Origin of the sequence: Natronoarchaeum sp. GCM10025321, assembly GCF_042663585.1 — an archaeon.
Lineage (GTDB): Archaea > Halobacteriota > Halobacteria > Halobacteriales > Natronoarchaeaceae > Natranaeroarchaeum.
Genome location: NZ_JBHTAN010000006.1, coordinates 896,676 through 910,456, shown reverse-complemented (window position 1 = coordinate 910,456; position 13,781 = coordinate 896,676). Strand labels below are relative to the sequence as shown.

The 13,781-nt window shown below is 62.2% G+C and carries 15 protein-coding genes and 1 pseudogene; 11 read left to right on the top strand and 5 right to left on the bottom strand.

Annotated features, from left to right (window positions below; genetic code table 11):
- Nucleotides 1-34 precede the first annotated feature (34 nt).
- Nucleotides 35-409, bottom strand: coding sequence for a cupin domain-containing protein (locus tag ACFQL3_RS07470; RefSeq protein ID WP_377052859.1), 375 nt, complete (start codon nt 407-409; stop codon nt 35-37).
- 87 nt (nt 410-496) lie between these two features.
- Between ACFQL3_RS07470 and ACFQL3_RS07465 the strand changes: the two genes are divergently transcribed.
- A complete protein-coding gene (locus tag ACFQL3_RS07465; RefSeq protein ID WP_377052857.1) occupies nt 497-2,041 on the top strand; it encodes a uracil-xanthine permease family protein in 1,545 nt (514 codons plus the stop codon).
- On the opposite strand, the gene ACFQL3_RS07460 is transcribed toward ACFQL3_RS07465, so the two are convergent.
- Nucleotides 2,042-2,269, bottom strand: coding sequence for a DUF7385 family protein (locus ACFQL3_RS07460; RefSeq protein ID WP_377052855.1), 228 nt, complete (start codon nt 2,267-2,269; stop codon nt 2,042-2,044).
- A gap of 178 nt (nt 2,270-2,447) precedes the next feature.
- On the opposite strand from ACFQL3_RS07460, the pseudogene ACFQL3_RS07455 reads away from it, so the two are divergent.
- The 5 genes and pseudogenes from ACFQL3_RS07455 to ACFQL3_RS07435 form a co-directional block, all read left to right on the top strand.
- A pseudogene (locus ACFQL3_RS07455) lies at nt 2,448-3,542 on the top strand (Gfo/Idh/MocA family protein); the annotation flags it as partial.
- 50 nt (nt 3,543-3,592) lie between these two features.
- Nucleotides 3,593-4,561 carry a sugar phosphate isomerase/epimerase family protein gene (locus ACFQL3_RS07450; protein ID WP_377052853.1) on the top strand — a complete coding sequence of 323 codons (969 nt, stop codon included), beginning with the start codon at nt 3,593-3,595 and terminating at the stop codon, nt 4,559-4,561.
- A 246-nt stretch (nt 4,562-4,807) separates the two neighbouring features.
- On the top strand, nt 4,808-5,233 hold the full coding sequence (locus ACFQL3_RS07445; protein ID WP_377052851.1) for a hypothetical protein: 426 nt from the start codon (nt 4,808-4,810) through the stop codon (nt 5,231-5,233).
- Between the two features lie 204 nt (nt 5,234-5,437).
- Nucleotides 5,438-5,716, top strand: a complete 279-nt coding sequence (locus ACFQL3_RS07440; RefSeq protein ID WP_377052849.1) for a hypothetical protein — start codon at nt 5,438-5,440, stop codon at nt 5,714-5,716.
- A gap of 81 nt (nt 5,717-5,797) precedes the next feature.
- Nucleotides 5,798-6,937: a Gfo/Idh/MocA family protein gene (locus ACFQL3_RS07435; RefSeq protein WP_377052847.1), complete on the top strand. Its 1,140-nt coding sequence runs from the start codon at nt 5,798-5,800 to the stop codon at nt 6,935-6,937.
- Nucleotides 6,938-7,001: 64 nt separating this feature from the next.
- On the opposite strand, the gene ACFQL3_RS07430 is transcribed toward ACFQL3_RS07435, so the two are convergent.
- On the bottom strand, nt 7,002-7,853 hold the full coding sequence (locus ACFQL3_RS07430; RefSeq protein ID WP_377052845.1) for a translation initiation factor eIF-2B: 852 nt from the start codon (nt 7,851-7,853) through the stop codon (nt 7,002-7,004).
- Nucleotides 7,854-7,936: 83 nt separating this feature from the next.
- Between ACFQL3_RS07430 and ACFQL3_RS07425 the strand changes: the two genes are divergently transcribed.
- Entirely contained in the window at nt 7,937-8,134 is a 198-nt protein-coding gene (locus ACFQL3_RS07425) for a hypothetical protein (RefSeq protein ID WP_377052843.1), read from the top strand.
- On the opposite strand, the gene ACFQL3_RS07420 is transcribed toward ACFQL3_RS07425, so the two are convergent.
- Nucleotides 8,135-8,323, bottom strand: a complete 189-nt coding sequence (locus ACFQL3_RS07420; protein ID WP_377052841.1) for a hypothetical protein — start codon at nt 8,321-8,323, stop codon at nt 8,135-8,137.
- 114 nt (nt 8,324-8,437) lie between these two features.
- Between ACFQL3_RS07420 and ACFQL3_RS07415 the strand changes: the two genes are divergently transcribed.
- Nucleotides 8,438-8,743, top strand: coding sequence for a hypothetical protein (locus tag ACFQL3_RS07415; RefSeq protein WP_377052839.1), 306 nt, complete (start codon nt 8,438-8,440; stop codon nt 8,741-8,743).
- A gap of 129 nt (nt 8,744-8,872) precedes the next feature.
- Here ACFQL3_RS07415 and glyA read toward each other — a convergent pair whose 3' ends face one another.
- Nucleotides 8,873-10,129, bottom strand: coding sequence for a serine hydroxymethyltransferase (glyA, locus tag ACFQL3_RS07410; protein ID WP_377052837.1), 1,257 nt, complete (start codon nt 10,127-10,129; stop codon nt 8,873-8,875).
- 133 nt (nt 10,130-10,262) lie between these two features.
- Between glyA and ACFQL3_RS07405 the strand changes: the two genes are divergently transcribed.
- The 3 genes from ACFQL3_RS07405 (at nt 10,263) to ACFQL3_RS07395 (ending at nt 13,703) form a co-directional block, all read left to right on the top strand.
- Entirely contained in the window at nt 10,263-12,323 is a 2,061-nt protein-coding gene (locus tag ACFQL3_RS07405) for a hypothetical protein (RefSeq protein ID WP_377052835.1), read from the top strand.
- A 47-nt stretch (nt 12,324-12,370) separates the two neighbouring features.
- Nucleotides 12,371-12,763 carry a YlbF family regulator gene (locus ACFQL3_RS07400; protein WP_377052833.1) on the top strand — a complete coding sequence of 131 codons (393 nt, stop codon included), beginning with the start codon at nt 12,371-12,373 and terminating at the stop codon, nt 12,761-12,763.
- A 103-nt stretch (nt 12,764-12,866) separates the two neighbouring features.
- Complete coding sequence (locus ACFQL3_RS07395; RefSeq protein WP_377052831.1) at nt 12,867-13,703, top strand: MBL fold metallo-hydrolase; 837 nt, start codon at nt 12,867-12,869, stop codon at nt 13,701-13,703.
- Nucleotides 13,704-13,781 lie beyond the last annotated feature (78 nt).

Sequence of the window (13,781 nt, the reverse complement as noted above, 5' to 3'; positions counted from 1 at the left end):
GCTAGCTCGTACGGGGATCGCAAAGAACTGTGGGTTAGCCGCTGAATCCGTCGATGATCCACTCGGATTCGACACCCTCGCTCTCCAGACCTTCCGGCCCGCTGACGAGGACGAACGCGCTCTCGACATCGCCGTTCTGGATCTGCCTGGTCGATTCCGGTGGGATATGGATGGCGTCGCCTTCAGCCATCTCGACTCGTTCGTCGTCGACGATCACCTCGGCCTCGCCCTCGATCAGCACGTACACTTCCTCGTGATCGTTGTCGGTATGTTCGTGCGGGACGGACTTCCACCCCGGCGGACAGCGCGCGACAGTCACGCCGACCTGTTCGGTATCGAGGGGTTCGCGGAGCAGATGCATCGCCTCCCCGACCGGGTCGACCTCCTCGTAGTTCACCTTCGTGTACATCGGTATCACAGTATCGACGGGCCAGGGGTTTAACGATACCTCCGCCCGCGACGACGGATCAACACCCCTTTTACCTCCCTCCGAATTATGACCGACGACAACAAAATGGCGGAGGAACCTTCTGCTGGGGAAGACGGGATCGACCCCAGCGATGCGATCGAATACGGTATTGATGAGAAACCGCCGGCCGGCGAATCGGCCGTGCTCGGCGTGCAACACTATCTGACGATGGTCGGTGCGAACATCGCGGTGCCGCTGATTCTGGCCAGCGCGATGGGGATGCCGGACGACATCACCGCACAGTTCGTCGGGACGTTCTTCGTCGTCTCCGGGATCGCCACGCTCGCCCAGACGACTTTCGGGAACCGCTACCCGATCGTTCAGGGTGCGCCCTTCTCGATGCTCGCGCCGGCACTGGCAATCGTGCTGGTCGTCACGTCCGATCCAGCCAATAACTGGCAGGACGCTCTGGTCCAGTTACAGGGTGCGATTATCGTCGCCGCGACGGTACAGGTCGCAATGGGCTACTTCGGCCTGGTCGGCAAACTCCGACGGTTCCTCTCGCCGGTCGTCATCGCACCGACAATCGCGCTGATCGGCCTTTCGCTGTTCGGCGCACCTCAGATCACGACGACAGACCAGAGCTGGTGGCTACTCGGCCTGACGCTCGGTCTGATCGTCCTGTTCTCGCAGTATCTGGACGTCAAACGGCGTGCGTTCCGACTCTATCCGGTCATCTTGGCGCTCGGCATTTCGTGGCTCGTCGCCGCGGGACTCTCGGTTACGGGGACGCTGGGGTCGGGTCATCCGGGATACGTCCCGCTCGGGCAAGTCACTGATACGACCATGATACTGCCGATCTACCCCTTCCAGTGGGGGATGCCGGAGATCACGGGCGCGTTCATTATCGGAATGTTTGCAGGCGTGCTTGCGTCGATGGTCGAGAGCCTCGGCGACTACTACGCCGTCGCGAACATCACCGGTTCGGCGGCCCCGAGCGCGAAACGGATCAACCACGGCATCGGGATGGAGGGACTGATGAACGTCTTCTCGGGGATCATGGGAACGAGCGGGTCGACGTCGTACTCCGAGAACATTGGCGCGATTGGACTGACTGGCGTCGCCTCCCGGTACGTCGTGCAGGTTGGAGCACTGATCATGCTCTTCGTCGGCTTCATCGGCTACTTCGGGCAACTGATAGCGACCATTCCCGATCCGATCATCGGTGGTCTCTTTATCGCCATGTTCGCTCAGATCGTTGCCGTCGGTATCTCGAACCTGAAACACGTCGATCTGGACTCCTCGCGAAACGTCTTCGTGATCGGCTTCGCGCTGTTCGTCGGACTGTCGATCCCCGAGTACATGGCCAACGTCGGCGGTGCAGCGGAGTTCCGTGCGGTGATGGACGGCGTCGCCGTACTCGGCCCGGTGCTCAGCGAGCGAGTGATCGCCGACACGGTATTCGTGATCGGTTCGACGGGGATGGCGGTCGGCGGTCTGGCCGCGCTCGTGCTCGACAACACTATTCCGGGCACCCGAGAAGAGCGGGGACTCGCCGAGTGGCAGCGGCTCACCGAAGAGGACGCGGAGTTCGAAACCTTCTGGCAGCGGTGGACCGGGTCGGATCAGTAGTCAGGGTTTGTGGGTGAAAAGCACCGGCGTGCCGTCGTGCACCGTCGCACAGAGGTCGAGCGGCATCGTCTGGTTGAGGCTGGTGAACTCGCCTTTGCACACGACCATGTCGTCGAACGGCTCGTCGCAGGCGGGACAGGCCAGCGCGACTGTGTTCTGGTACAGCTTGATCGAGTCGTTTTCCTCCCGCAACGTCGTCGACGAGACGAATTTGTCGAACTGGTCCATACTGGCCCGTTTCGTGCGCTACTGGTAAAAGTATGGTCACGGAGACCGACCGACTGGTCGGATCTGCGCTCGACCGCGGGGCGAGCACTGCACTCTCCACGAGGCGTAGCATCGGTAGGGCAGAAATCGAGCGTTACCCGGATCTGAAAGAGTTAAACAGGTCACTAACCGATGTAGATGCATGGATCCAAACGACGTGCGCGTCGGAATCGTGGGGCAAGGGAACATCGCCCATCACCACGCGAACATGCTCGTCGAGACGGGCGCGACTATCGTCGGGGGTGTCGACATCAGCGCGGACGCCAGGGAAACGTTCACTGACGAGTTCGGCGTGCCGACATACGAAGAGGCGTCCGAGTTGTTCGAGCAAGTCGACGCTGTCATCGTTACGACGCCGAACAGGTTCCACGAGCAGTACGCCGTCGAAGCACTCGACGCGGGACTCGACGTCCTCTTGGAGAAGCCGCTTGCTCACTCGCTCGAAAGCGCCGAGCGGATCGCTACAGCGGCCAGCAACGCCGAAGGGTTCTGTATGGTCGGGTTCCACACCCGGTTCCACCACCAGGCGCAGATCATAAAGGAGGAACAGGAATCAGGGACGTTCGGCGATGTCACCCACATCGAAGCGAACTATATCCGACGACGTGGAATCCCCGGCCGCGGATCGTGGTTCACCGACAAGGCAGTCTCCGGTGGGGGATCGCTCATCGATATCGGCGTTCACGCGCTCGACCTCGCCCTGTACTGTCTCGATTACCCTGAGGTCGTCGAGGTCAGCGGTGAAACGCGGAGCGAATTCGGCACCGACGACGAGTACTCCTACGTGACAATGTGGGGCGAGGATCAGGGCCCCGAACAGTTCGATGTTGACGATTCGGCGACTGCGCTGATCCGGTGTGCGGACGGGAAGACGATATCGCTCGAAGTCGCATGGGCGACGAACCGCCCGCCGAATCAGGAGTTCTTCGTCCGCGGGACGGAGGGCGGTGCGCGGTTCGACAAGTCGAGCGGCGATCTGACGCTGTACGACGCCGATCAGCAGGGCGCACACAACCTGAAGACGACGGATGTCGACACACAGGAGCACAATCCTCACAGCGAGGAACAGGTGGCGTTCCTGGAAGCCGTCGCCGCCGGCGAACCGTCGGGAATGAACACGGTTGAGGAGGCGCTGACGGTCCAGCGCGTCATCGACGCTATCTACCGCTCGAGCGCGTCGGGACGTGCGGTCGAAATCGACGACGAACTAGAAGCCGACCTGCCGGCTAACTGAGCACTGAGGGTCTCCGAAGCTTTTTCTTGTCAACCATAGACGTACTACGCATGGATATCGGCGTACATAGCCCACCGCTGTACGACAGATCCTTCGCGGAAGCGCTCGCATACCTCGACGATATCGGCGTCGACGCGGTCGAACCCGGCGTCGGCGGCTATCCCGGCGACGAGCATCTCGACCGCCGGGCCTATCTCGACGACGAGGACGCACAGGCGGATCTCACCGCACTCCTCGACGAACACGATATGCGTATCAGCGCGCTGGCAACGCATAACAATCCGATTCACCCGGACGAGGAGCGCGCCGCCGAGGCCGACACCGAACTCCGCGAGGCGATCGAACTCGCGGGGCAACTGGACGTGAACACAGTGACGTGTTTCTCGGGCCTCCCGGCAGGCAGTCCCAACGACGAGACGCCGAACTGGATCACTGCGCCATGGCCCAGCGAGCACGCCGAGGCGCACGAGTACCAGTGGGAGGAGGTCGGAATCCCCTACTGGAGCGGTATCGCAGAGCACGCCGAGAGCCACGGTGTCGACGTCGCCATCGAGATGCACCCGAATATGCTTGTCTACGAACCGCACGGACTGCTCCGCCTGCGCGAGGCGACCAACGAACGGATCGGTGCGAACTTCGATCCCTCGCATCTCTACTGGCAAGGGATCGAGATCACCGATGCAATCCGCCTGCTCGGTGACGAGGATGCGATCCACCACTTCCACGCCAAGGACACGCGCGTTTACGAGGAGCAGGCGCGCGAGAAGGGCGTTCTCGACACGACACCGTACACGGACGAGGCGAACCGCTCGTGGCTCTTCCGATCGATCGGCTACGGCCACGACGAACTCCACTGGAAAGATGTCGTCTCCACGCTCCGGATGGTCGGCTACGACGGCGCCCTCTCGATCGAACACGAGGACTCACTGACCTCCTCTCTCGAGGGACTGGAGAAAGCCGTCGAGATGCTGGATCGGGCCGTTTTCGATTCGCATCCTGACGAGGCGTTCTGGGCGTGACTGCCCAGTAGCATCGTATTTCGCTACTACTGTTGCAGGTAGGTTATAGTTAGCTACTGGTTAATTATAGATACAATATCTTGGTCACAGATGCCATCCATATATGTTCCAAAGCTCTGATATAACGCCGTGCTTATCAGGTGGGAATCGAGAGACTCTGTCGTAATGGCGGTAGATAGACCGGACATGGACGGCGGGGCAGGAGACAGAAAAACTATAGATAGCCGGATACGTCGGCTCGAAGCAATGCTCAAACGTCCGTCGACGCAGCAGCATATCGGGCGTTCGGCCGGACTCTTCCTCGTGGCTGGTATCGGGTTCGGACTGAGTGGGTTTCTCGTCGGTGCACTCTCGGGCGTCAGCGGCATCAACTCGTTTGCGGCACAGACGGCGCTCGGGTTCGCGGTGTTGTTGTTACCGCTCGTCGCAGTCGGAACGGGTGTACTGACGGGTCTCACTTTCCACGCGGAACGTGAGGCGGTACTGCTTGCTGCCGGTCTGGGGGCGGCGTTCGGGTCGACTGTCACGAGTATGGTTATCTACCTGCTAGCAGTCCTCGTCGATATCGGCGGCATCGGCGCGACGTTCTCGTTCGGAGCGCTCGCTGGCATCGGCATCGGGACGGCGGTAACAGCGACACTTGCGGCGCTGCTGACGACTCTCGTCCAGTGATCTCACTCGCCTCTGGCGTCTCTCAGAAAACGACGAACGGAACAACCCTCAGATTTCCGAATTGTTGATACGGTTTGACATGGTATTGCTTACACACCAATAGAGGGCCTTTATACCACTATTCTTCATTGGTCCATGCTAACTGTTCTCGATAACTATCTATATTCTGAAAGATATATATGCCTCCAGCACTATGTATTCAATATGTCAATACCTCCGCAGCCAATACGTGGACCGTCGACTCGACCGACCGAACCACCGACGTTTCGAGGGATGGCCGCTTTCGCCGTCCTCGTCGCCGCAATCGCCGTGTTCGTGAGCTATCCGCTCATCAGTATGGCCGTACTCGTGGGGGCCCTCGTCACCGCTCTGAGCGTTCGTAGTTACCTCGCGCACCGGTCCGACAGCGACCGAACCCGGAAGCTCCGCGTGCCGGGCGTCGGAGCCATCGAGTACCGAATCACCGCGCGCAAGCCCCGATAGACTGCGCCGCAGTATTCTTTTGACGAAGCGCTTGCCTCTCCACCATAACCACTAATTACCGAACGCGACGAACGTGAACCCATGACCCTACAGGTCGGCGTACTCGGTTATCGGTTCATGGGACAGGCCCACGCGAACGCCCTCGCTCGACTGCCGATGTTCTTCGAGGACGCGCCCGAAGTCGAACGAGACGTATTGGTCGGTCGCGACGAGGCGGCGCTGTCCGATGCCGCCGATCAGTTGGGGTTCGCCCGAACGTCGACCGACTGGGAAGCAGTCGTCGACGAGGTCGACGTCTTCTACAATCTCGGGCCGAATCACGTCCACGCAGAACCGTCGATAGCAGCGCTGGAGGCGGGCACACCCGTGTTCTGTGAGAAGCCGCTGGCGCCAACGCTCGACGCCGCCGAGGAGATGGCCGCGGCGGCACGTGCGGCGGACGTCCCTGCCGGGAGCGCGTTCAACTACCGTTTCGTCCCCGCACTCCGCTACGCAAAGGGCCTGATCGACGACGGCGAACTCGGCGAGATCCACCACGTCCGCGGCCGGTATCTACAGGACTGGCTCGTCGACCCCGACGCGCCGTGGTCGTGGCGAAACGACGAGGAGATGGCCGGCAGTGGTGCCCTGGGCGACCTCGGGAGCCACACGATCGATCTCGCGCACTTTCTCGTCGGCGAGCAGGCCGGAGAGATCGAACGAGTCTCGGGCCAACTGCAGACGTTTGTCGACGAGCGTCCGGTCGAAGACGGCGAGACTCCGGACGACGAAGCCGTCGAAACGCGGCCGGTTACCGTCGACGACGCGTACTCCGCCCAGGCCCAGTTCGAGAACGGCGCGATGGCCACCTTCGAGGCCTCGCGCTTCGCGAACGGGCACAAGAACGATCACACCATCGAGATTCAGGGCTCGAACGGAAGCCTGAAGTTCTCGCTCGAACGCCTCAACGAACTCGAAGTGCTGCGGGAGGATTCGCGGGGCTACGAGACGATTCTCGTCACCGACGAGTCGGATCCCTACATCGAGCACTGGTGGCCGCCGGGCCACGTCATCGGCTGGGAGCACACGTTCGTCCACGAGAACTACGAGTTCCTCTCGGCCGTGGCTGAGGGGGGCGAGTTCCACCCCAACTTCGAGGACGGCCTCGCCGCCCAGCGGGTGCTGGATGCGGTCGAGCGCAGTGACGAACGCGGCGCCTGGGTCACCGTGGAGAACTGGTAGCCTCTCGACGGCGTCGATCAGAGGTTTTAGTGAGTGTGTCGGCTTCGAGGACCGTGAGATCGGTCTATAGCTCTTTGTGCCCCTCGTCAGTCACCACACTGTCGACCAGAGAGAGCGGGGTGGCGTCGTAACCGGGATTCTCGACCGTGAATCCTTCCGCGGGTTCGCGCATCACTTCGCTTGCTGCCCGATACTCGTTCTCGAAGACGAAGCCGCCGGGGACGATTTTCGACTCCGCACCGACGACCGACAGGGGAGTTCCGACCGTTTCGGCGGTCGCAGCCAGCGGGAGGGTGCCGATGCGGTTGTAGAGTTTGTCGTCGACGATGCAGGTCATCCCGGTGAGTACACGGTCACACTCTGGGAGGTAGTGGCCGGCCGCTCCGTCGGTGACCAGATGCGTCTCGACGCCGTCGACAGACGCTAGCCTGCGGGCAGTTCTGCGACCGAGGAACCGCGGGCGGGCCTCGGTAGTGTAGACGTCCAGTTCCCGACCGTCCTCGGCCGCCCTCTCGATGGCTTCGATAACCGTCGTGGAGTAGTCATGTGTGAGCACCGTCGCGCCGTCTTCGAGTACTGTGGCAGCGTTCCGGGCGGCACGGCCCTTCGCCTGTTCTATATCCTTGACGACGTCGGTAATCGTCGAGCGAGCCAGGGCTTTGGCGTCTTCGACGGTCGTTTTATCGGCCCTCTTTACCGTGTTGATGATTTCGAGCATCGCGTTCTGGAGGGTGGCGTGAGAGGGATTCGCACGTCGCAGTGCGCCAGCGTTCCGCTCGAGGTCGCGCTCGAACTCCTCGGTGGTCGCGACCTCCCGGTCGGTGATGGATTCGAGCGCTGTTGCGGCCTTGACCGCGACGGTAGACGAGCTATGAGTCTGCATATCTTCGATCTCTTCGACAGTCTCGTCGATCATATCTCATTCATCACCACTCCTCGTCAAAGTCCTTGCGGGGGAAGGGCTCTACGCTTATGAGTCGGGCCGGCGAAAAGTACAGTATGGCGCTCGTCGAACAAACGGAGACCATCGCCGGCCTCGTCCTGATACTTCTCGGAGGGGCCATGCTGATCGTCACCGCCGCGGGAGTAGACCTGCCGTTGCTCGTCCTCGCCGTCGCAACCCTGTTGATAGCTATCGGAACGCTACTGGCAGGGCTTGGGCCGGAACTGTTCGAGGGCGACGAGGTCGAGGCCTGATCAGGTCCGCGACGTCTCCGCTCTGATCTTCAGCATCCGGACGCCGACGTAGAAGATGCCGGCGACGATGAAGAGGAAGCCGCCGAGCAACAGCAGTCCGGCGTCGACGACCAGTCCCAGCACCAGCACGAGAACGGCGAGGCCGACGAGGACCTGAATTATTCTATCGAAGACGCCGAGGGCACTCATGACCTGCCAGTTGTTCGTACCGGAGTATAAAACTGTGTCTGCCATCTGGGCTGGCCGGCGTCACCACCGGACTGGCAGGGGAACCCTGATACTCGTCGACGCCGTATTCTCCGTGTGGCATCCGTAACGTACACCTGTCCCTACTGCGACGCCGTCGTCGAGATAGAGCGGGACGCCTACATGGCCGACAAGTCGGTGACCCGAGAACCGCTGTCGGACTACGAGTACGCGTCGACGACGGGCGAGTACGAGGACGCGGACGGCATCGAGTTCGTCTGTATCGGCCGGCCGGACGAGACGTCGAGCGACGAGGGCTGTGGTCGAACGTTCTACCTCAATTACGTCAAGTTCGAGGGCGGCCGGGAGCGCGACGACGGCCCGTCCCTGGAGGATTCGCCGAAGTTCGATTTCCGACCCTAAGTGAGCATCTGAGGCATAACACCTGGCTCTCCGGATATGTCGATGAGAGTACGGTACAACGATAAGAGCGACAGGTGAGATGAGACCGCAGGAAGAACGAAGACAGCGCCGCAGACGTCGGCAGAAACGCTACTCGTAGAGCGGGTGTTCGTCACAGAGGTCGTCGACGGTGGCCGAAACCTCCTCGACGGCCGCCTCGACTTCGTCCTCGGCGACGGCGTCGACAACGGTCGAGATGCAGTCTGCGACCGTCTCCATCGCGTCGGTATCGAAGCCACGGGTGGTCAGCGCCGGGGAGCCAGCGCGGATACCGCTCGGATTGAACGGGCTTCGGGTCTCGCCGGGGACCGTGTTGGCGTTGAGGACGATGCCGGCCGATTCGAGCGCGTCCTCGGCGTCGCCGCCGGTGACGTCGGGGTGGGACTCGCGGAGGTCCGCGAGTACGAGGTGGTTGTCAGTACCGCCCGACACCAGCGTGAAGCCGTGCTCCTGAAGCCGATTGCCGAGCGCTTTCGCGTTCTCGACGGTCTGTTCGGCGTACTCGTCGAACTCGTCGGAGAGGGCCTCACCGAAGCCGACGGCCTTGCCCGCGATGTTGTGCATCAGGGGACCGCCCTGACCGCCGGGGAACACGGCATTGTCGAGGTCGTCGGCGTACTCCTCGTCGCAGATGGCGATGCCACCGCGGCCCGAGCGAATGGTCTTGTGCGTCGAGCCAGTGACGAAGTCGGCGACACCGACCGGCGAGGGATGGACGCCCGACGCGACGAGGCCGGTGATGTGGGCCATGTCGGCGAGATGCAGGGCGTCGGCGGCGTCGGCGGCGTCCTGAATCTTCTCCCACTCGACAGTGCGCGGGTATGCGGAGTAGCCGGAGACGATGATGTCCGGATCGAACTCCTCGGCCTGCTCGCGGACGGCCTCGTAGTCGATGTAGCCCGACTCGATGTCGACCTCGTACTGCTCGACTTCGTAAAGCTGGCCGGTGAAGTTCGCGGGGTGGCCGTGGGAAAGGTGGCCGCCGTGGGTCAGATCCAGCGAGAGGATCTTGTCGCCGGGATCGAGCGTCGCCAGGTAGACCGCCTGGTTAGCCTGCGTGCCCGAGTGAGGCTGGACGTTGACGTGGTCGCCGCCCCATAGCTCGTGGGCGCGCTCGATAGCGAGTTCTTCGACCTCGTCGGCGTACTCACAGCCTGCGTAGTACCGAGCGCCAGGGTAGCCCTCGGCGTAGTTGTTCGTCAGTGCGCTGCTCTGGGCTTCGAGCACCGCCTCGCTGACGTGGTTCTCGCTCGCGATCATCTGCAGGGAGTTGCGCTGTCGTTCTACCTCGCCGATGAGGGCGTCGGCGACCACGGGATCGTTCTCCCGGACGGTATCGTAGTTCATACGTCTACGTCGGGGGACGACGGCGTATAATTGTACCTTTCTTCGACGCGCGCGCGGCCCGAAAACCGGGTGGTGACACAACATACCACGTCACCGATAGTAATAACTGATCCCAGCGTATTCCTACGACCGAATGATCGAGTGGGAGGTGATGGACTCGGGGGTCAGAGCCCTCGATGGGGGCAATGCCGAACTCGTCATCGACAGCCCCGATCTCGATCTGGTGCGCTCCCACGCCGAACTACAGCGGCCCACCGATGCGACGTTCACCTGCTCGACGGCCGAGCTATCGGTCCCTTCTGCGGTCGTCTACGTCACGCCCCTCTCCGGCGGCAAGACGTACGAACTCGGCGCGGATCAGGAGTCACTCAGCCTGCCAGAGGACGAGTATCTGATCGACGTCGACGGTGAGATCAAGACGTATCTGCGCGTCGAGAGTGCTCTCTCTATCGATCGGTCACCGAACTACGACGCGATTCGCATCGACTTTCCGGAGCGCACGGCGACGACTATCGGCCTGCGGAGTCGAGCCGAACTGCCGAGCCACGAGCTAACGGTGCCACCGACGCCGGGTGGACTGGCCACCGCGCTTTCACATCTCCACGCCTCTCACAAGACGTCCGGCTCCGACCGGAGCTATCCGACGCTTCGCGGGCATCCCCCACAGCTATCGACCGGCGACGCCGTCGACGTCCCGGATCAGGTCGTCGCGGCGACGCCCGACACCGGGATAGAAATCGTCTCGCCGCCCGACTTCGAGGCGCTGTTCGTGCTCGCCCCGCTCGCGTACTACCTGCAAGCGACCGTCGACGTCCGGGAGCGAGACCGGCCCGTGATCCGGACGCCGGAACTCGATATGGAGTGGGAGCTACCCGCCCAGCCAGGGCTGGAACGGGAGACCGAGCGGCTCCTCAGACAGGTGTTCTTTCTCGACTGTCTGGTCCGTAACGCGGGACCGTACGGCACCGAACTCTCCGAGGGGAGCCTCCTCGACACGCTCGGTCTCGACGTGGACGTCCTCTACGACGCGACACCGGCCGAGCGCCTCGCGACGTATCTCTCGGTGGCGAACGATGCGATCCAGCACCGGATCCCCGACTGGCATCTCTCGACGTACGTCGACCCGTCGGTCGAGCATCTCTCGACGATCCCGTTCTTGTTGGATCGAATGAGCCTCGTGTACACGCCACGCACCTCGGAACTGGAAGGGAGCGAACTCGTGGAGCGCTCGCTCGACGACTTCTACCGTGGCGGCCGCGCCGCAGGGGAGGTCGCGTCGGTCGACATTCTCAAGCCCGAGCTACGGGGTGGTCGAATCCACGGCTGGCTCGCAAAGGGCACGCCGCTGGACGTGTTCACCACGTCGCCAACGGCCTACGAGAACCGACTGCAGTTCCTGCGGGAGGATCGCGAGGGGATCGGAGTCGTCGTCGTGCTCAACGACAAGGAGATGGCTGACGAACACGAGGACGTCGCCGGCATCTACCGGGAGCGTGGCGAACGGCTTCCGATCGACGTCACCGTCGAGGAGGGGCTGACGACGGAACAGCTGGCGCGTACGTTCGAGTCGGAGTACGACTTCGTCCACTATATCGGCCACTGCGAGACGGACGGACTGCGCTGCCCGGACGGCTATATGGCGGCCTCGACGCTGGATCGCTGTCGCGTCGAGACGTTCTTTCTGAACGCCTGTGGCTCCTACTACGAAGGGAAAGAGCTGATCGAGCGCGGCGCCGTCGCAGGGGCAGTGACGTTCTCGCAGGTGCTCAACGATCATGCGGTGAAGGTCGGATCGACGTTCGCGAAGCTACTGGCCCACGGCTTCGGCATCGAGCGTGCGCTCCAGCACGCCCGTTGTCGGATCATGATGGGCAAGGACTACGCGGTGGTCGGGGACGGCACCCACGCGCTGACACAGAGCGAGAACCGGGTGCCCGCCACGGCGAGGCTCGAACCGATCGAGGATGGCCAGCGATTCTTGCTGACCTACGACCAGTTCTCGTCCCGGCATACGGGAAGCTTCTACCATCCGTATCTGGAGGACAACGAGTACTCGTACCTGTGTGGCAACGAATCGGAGTTCACGCTCGGCCGTGACGAACTCGTGTCCTATCTCACCCGGGCGGAACTGCCCGTCGTTTACGACGGCGATATCCACTGGTCGACGCGTCTCGCGACCCTGCTCGACGCGTAGATGGCTGAGACCAGCAGGTTGATACACACTCAGTCGTAATCCGAGGTATGAGCATCGACACTGACGTGACCGTTCCCGACGACGACGTCGAGACGCTCGGACGACAGCTTGGTGAAGCGATCCGCAATCTGCCGGAGTACGAGGCCTTCGAGTCCGCAAAGGCGGCAGTCGAAGCGGACGACGACCTGCAAGAGCAGATCAAGGAGTTCGAATCGCTTCGTCAGGAGTTCATGCTCGCCCGGCAGACGGGCGACGCCAGCGACGAGGACCTCCAAGAGCTACAGCAGGCCCAGAGTAAACTCCACTCACAGCCCACCATGTCCGAGTATCTCGAAGCCCAGCAACGACTCGACGCGCGACTAGAGGCGGTGAACGAAGCCATCTCCGCACCGCTCGACGTCGACTTCGGCGAGCAGGCTGGCGGTTGCTGTCAGGACTGATCGGCTGACCGGTTTTTCTGCTGTGAGTCGTCCCGCTTAGTGTACCGGTACTGCTCCACCGAGAGCGGAACACTTACCCTCCGGGTGAACGGTGAGTTCCGATATGGACATCGAAAGCGACTGGGGCGACTGGCTCCCGAACGCGGTTCGGAACGCGACTCCCGAAAGCATCGCAGTCTGGTATCTGGGCTGTAACGGGTTCGTCCTGAAAGCGAGCGACGGCACGACCCTCTTTATCGACCCGTACGTCGGACTCGGCGATCCGCCGAGAACGATCCGGATGATCCCGGTCCCGTTCGACCCGGCAGACGTCGAGCAGGCCGACGCCGTACTTGCGACGCACGAACACACTGATCACGTCCACGGCCCCTCGCAAGCGCCGATCCTCGAAGCGACGGGAGCGGACCTGTACGCGCCGGACGACAGCCTCGACGTCGCCCTCGACGAGGAGGACTGGCAGGCAGAGTACGACATCGACGACGAGCAGTTCGTCGAGGTGAACGAGGGAGAGACCATCGAAGTCGGCGGGTTTACGATCCACATCGAAGACGCTTACGACGCGGACGCCACGCATCCGGTGTCGTACGTCATCGAACACGAGGGCGACACGGTCTTCCACGGCGGTGACACCAAACCCACCGACGAGTTTGCCCGAATCGGCGAGCAGTACGATATCGATCTGGGAATTCTGGCCTTCGGTACCGTCGGGAACATCCCCGACAAGGAGACACGCGAACCAGTCCGGACGCGCTGGTACAACGACGAGAATCAGGCAATCAAGGCCGCCAGCGATCTGCAGTTCGACCGATTCCTCCCTAGCCACTGGGACATGTGGAAGGGGCTGACCGCCGATCCGAAGGTGCTCCACCACCACGCCCGGAGTTTCGAGTACCCGGATAGCCTGGAGGTCGTCGAGATCGGTGATCGCGTAGATCTCTGATCCGCTCCGATCGTAGTTGCGGGTTGGGTAACGTTAGACAAAATTGCCTGTGATCTGGTGCCCGTTTGTTTTATGGTT